This is a genomic window from Polaromonas sp. P1_E1_2 (assembly GCF_056406035.1).
The window spans coordinates 1-4,051 of the sequence record NZ_JBFUAZ010000396.1 but is presented as its reverse complement, the minus strand read 5'-3'; the positions used below and the strand labels follow the sequence as shown (position 1 = coordinate 4,051).

4 protein-coding genes are annotated in these 4,051 nt (G+C 61.9%); all 4 read right to left on the bottom strand.

From position 1 onward, the window contains the following. On the bottom strand, positions 1 to 1,905 hold a 1,905-nt coding region (locus AC1D1P_RS16500; protein ID WP_477673715.1), incomplete at its 3' end, for a hydantoinase/oxoprolinase family protein. A 68-nt stretch (positions 1,906 to 1,973) separates the two neighbouring features. Then, the gene (locus tag AC1D1P_RS16495; RefSeq protein ID WP_477673714.1) at positions 1,974 to 2,576 is read right to left on the bottom strand and encodes a nuclear transport factor 2 family protein; all 603 of its coding nucleotides are present in this window, start codon (positions 2,574 to 2,576) and stop codon (positions 1,974 to 1,976) included. Between the two features lie 18 nt (positions 2,577 to 2,594). Then, positions 2,595 to 3,557 (bottom strand): TRAP transporter substrate-binding protein, encoded by a 963-nt coding sequence (locus tag AC1D1P_RS16490; protein WP_477673713.1) that lies wholly within the window; start codon positions 3,555 to 3,557, stop codon positions 2,595 to 2,597. 49 nt (positions 3,558 to 3,606) lie between these two features. Then, a partial coding sequence (locus tag AC1D1P_RS16485) for a D-glutamate cyclase family protein (protein ID WP_477673712.1) occupies positions 3,607 to 4,051 on the bottom strand: 445 nt, incomplete at its 5' end.

Sequence of the window (4,051 nt, the reverse complement as noted above, 5' to 3'; positions counted from 1 at the left end):
CACCACCAGCGCGGCGTCATGCCACTGGCCGCCGGAGTACATGCGCACGGTTTCGCGGCGAGGTACTTCACGCGGCTCATGCGTGGTGTGGCGCGGCTCGGCAGGCGCGTCGCCTGCCACCACGGACTCTACCGACACGGCCTCAACCACCAGGCCCTTGCCCTGCATCAGGAAGGCAAAGCGCTGGCGGTAAGCGGCTTCGAACCCGGACTCGATCTCGTCCAGCGTACCGAAGGGCACGATGAGCGCGGAGTCACTGCCTTCATAACGCACATGCACGCGGTGATGCGTGGTGATGCTGCCGGTGCTGACCTGCTGGCGCTGCAGCTCGGCCTCTGCCGTTGCAGCGAGCGAGTTGAGCTTGTCGGCAATTTCCGGAAGCACGGCGGCCGAGAGCTTGAGCTCCACCGCCTGCTCACGAATCACATTCTGGTCGGCCAGGCCCATGCCATAGGCGCTCAGCACACCCGCCAGCGGATGCACAAACACCTTGGTCATGCCCAGCGCATCGGCCACCAGGCAGGCGTGCTGCCCGCCCGCACCGCCAAAGCATTGCAGCGTGTAGCGTGTCACGTCATAGCCGCGCGCCACCGAAATTTTCTTGATGGCGTTGGCCATCTGCTGGACCGCGATGTTGATGAAGCCCTCGGCCACCACCTCGGCACTGCGGCCGGTCTGTCCCGCCAGTTCGTTGAACTGGGCCTCTACCGCCTCGTAACTCAAGGGCTCATCGGCATTGGGACCAAATACTTTCGGAAAGTAGCGCGGCTGCACCTTGCCGACCATCACGTTGGCATCGGTCACCGCCAGGCGGCCACCGCGCCGGTAACTGGCGGGGCCTGGGTTGGCGCCTGCGCTCTGTGGACCAACCCGGAAGCGCTCGCCGTCAAATTTGAGGATGGAGCCGCCGCCCGCCGCCACGGTGTGGATACTCATCATGGGTGCCCGCATGCGCACACCGGCCACCTGGGTTTCGAATTCGCGCTCGAACTCCCCGGCGTAATGCGACACGTCCGTTGAGGTGCCGCCCATGTCAAAGCCTATGACCTTGGCATGGCCGGCGATTGCGGCCGTGCGGGCCATGCCCACAATGCCGCCCGCCGGGCCGCTCAGGATGGCGTCTTTGCCCTGAAATACATGCGCATCGGTCAATCCACCGGAAGACTGCATGAAAAAGAGCCGTACCCCCGGCATCTCACTGGCGACCTGTTCCACATAACGGCGCAGGATGGGGGAGAGGTAGGCGTCCACCACCGTGGTGTCGCCGCGGCTCACAAACTTCATCATCGGGCTGGTTTCATGCGAGGTGCTGATCTGGGTAAAACCCACCTCGGTCGCGATGCGCTTGGCGGCCTTTTCATGCTCCGTGAACCGGTATCCATGCATAAAAACAATCGCAAGGCTTCGCAGCCCTTTCTGGTACTGCGCAAGCAGCTCCTTTTTTAATAGCACTTCGTCGAGCGCCTGAAGCACCTCGCCTTGCGCGCCCACACGCTCCTGGGCCTCCACCACCGCGCTGTAAAGCAATTCGGGCAGCACGATGTGGCGGTCAAACAGACGGGGGCGGTTTTGGTAGGCAATGCGCTGCGCATCCCGAAAGCCGCGCGTGGTCACCAGCAATGTCGGTTCACCCTTGCGCTCCAGCAGTGCATTGGTGGCCACGGTCGTTCCCATCTTCACGCAGTCCACCACGTCGGCGCGTATCGGCTCGCCCGCTTTCAGGCCCAGCAGGTGGCGGATGCCGGCCACCGCTGCATCGCGATACTGCTCCGGGTTTTCCGACAGCAGCTTGTGGGTCACGAGCGAACCGTCAGGCTTTTTGGCGACGATATCGGTGAAAGTGCCGCCGCGGTCTATCCAGAATTGCCAACGGTCGCCGCCCGGTTTTGAAGTGGTGTCTTGCATGGTTTTTGATTTCAGAGTTAACGTGTTCTTTGCTGATCTCTATGGATCTTTATTGATCTTGTGTGCCGTCAGGCCTGGCTCGACGCAACGCTGTGCGGCGATGTTGGCCGGGGCCTCTTGTCCGGAAAATTGGCGATCTGTGACCTGCCAATGTACCCAAGTACCGGCGCCAAGTGCTGGATATCCGGCACGCCCCGCAGGGCCGTCGAAGCCGGGCACCACGGATAGGGAAGGCCGGCGACCCAATCCATGACCTCGTCCGTGTGCGAGGCCGGCAGGGTCTGCATGCTCGCGATGGTGATTGAAAGGCTTTCCGCCAGACATGAAGGTGGCGAAAAACACCAATCGTAGCGGCCACACCCGACCCGCACGGCGCGGCTGTCCTTTTCCGTCATGGCAACCAGCCAGTCACAGCAAAACACCTGAGCGTCGGCCTCCGGCGGCGAAGTCAGGCAGAAGCTGTAGACATTCTCGTAGGACTGGCCAAAACGGCGCACCAGCACCTCGCCAATGGCGTCCCGCCCCCGGGACACCGGCGGAAAAGAAATCGCACCGGTGTGGACRGTGACCTGCAGCAGGGCATCGTCCGTAAAGGCTTGCGCCAGCAGGTGAGGCCGGTTGCCATCCTTGGCATGAAGGTAGGCGGCGATGGATGCGGAAGGAGTTTTCATGCGATTCGAAGCCTGTGCTTATTGCGGCATGTAGTACGGCACGAAAATATCATTGGCTTCATTGCCCACCGATCGTATCCACTCGCGCGAGAATTTCTCGCCCATGCGCTTGATCTCAGTGTCCAGCTCGGGGGGAATGCGTTCTATCTTCACGCCGTTGGCGCGCAATTCCTCGGTCGCGCTGGTCGCCAGCGCCTGGCTGGCCTGCCAGCCGCGGACTTCCGCCTCACCCGCCGCCTTGAGCACGGCGGCGCGCGTCTCGGGCTTCAGTGCATCGAAGACCTTGCTGTTCACAAACACCGCATTTTTGGGGAACCAGGCATTGATCTCGTAGTAATACTTGATCGGACCCCACACCTTGTTCTCCACGCCGGTCAGCGCAGACGTGATCATGTTGTCCATCCGGCCTTCGGCCAATGCCTTGCCCACATCGACCATGGCCACATCCACCGGCTTGGCACCCAGCATTTCGGCGATACGCATGGTGGTCTGGTTGTAGGTGCGCATCTGGGTACCGCGAAAGTCTGTCGGGCCCCGCACCGGCTTGTTCGAATGCAGGCCTTGCGGCGGCCACGGCACGGCGTACAGGAGCTTCATGCCATGCTCGGTGAAATGCTTTTCAAGACCGGGCCGCTGCAGTTTCCAGAGGCGTTGTGCGTCCTTGTAGGAGGCCACGACGAAGGGAATGGAGTCCGCGCCAGCCAGCGGAATTTCCTTGACCATGCTCGCCATGATGGTCTCGCCCGCTTCGGCCTTTCCCTGCTGCACGGCCGCGCTGATGTCCGCCAGCTTGGCCAGGGTGTTGTTGGGGTACACCTGTATGACCAGCTGTCCGCGCGTGGCCAGATCCACATCGCGCCCAAACTGCAGGAGGTTCTGCGTATGGAAGGACTCTGCCCGGTAGCCCGTGGCCAGCTTCCAGGTTGTCTGGGCGTGCGCTGCCCCCGCCGTGACGAGCACGGCTATTAAAACTGCTTTCATGGGAACTCCTTGGGAGTTGAGAATTAGCCCGGCGGCGGGTGCATGGAACTCACCCTTTCAGGTCTGTCACAAACATCTTGCCCGGCGCATGGGTGATGCACATCGACAGTCGGCTCTTCTGGGCAACCCATTGCGGCGTTACGCCGCAACCCCAGAACACCGGGATTTCATCATCCTTGATGTCGACTGCATCGCCGTAATCCGGTCGCGACAGGTCGGTGATGCCGATCGCCTCCGGATTGCCGATGTGAACGGGCGCACCATGCGCAACGTCAAACCGGCCAGAAATCTCCACCACCTTTGCCACATCGCGGCTCTTGATGGGCCGCATGGTGACGACCATTTCGCCGCTGAACACACCAGCAGGCTGGCACTGGAGACTGGTACGGAACATCGAGACATTGCGGCCCTGCTCGACATGCCTCAACGGAATGCCGGCCTGGGTGACCGCGGCCTCGAAAGAAAAGCTGCAGCCGATCAGGAAGGCTACATAG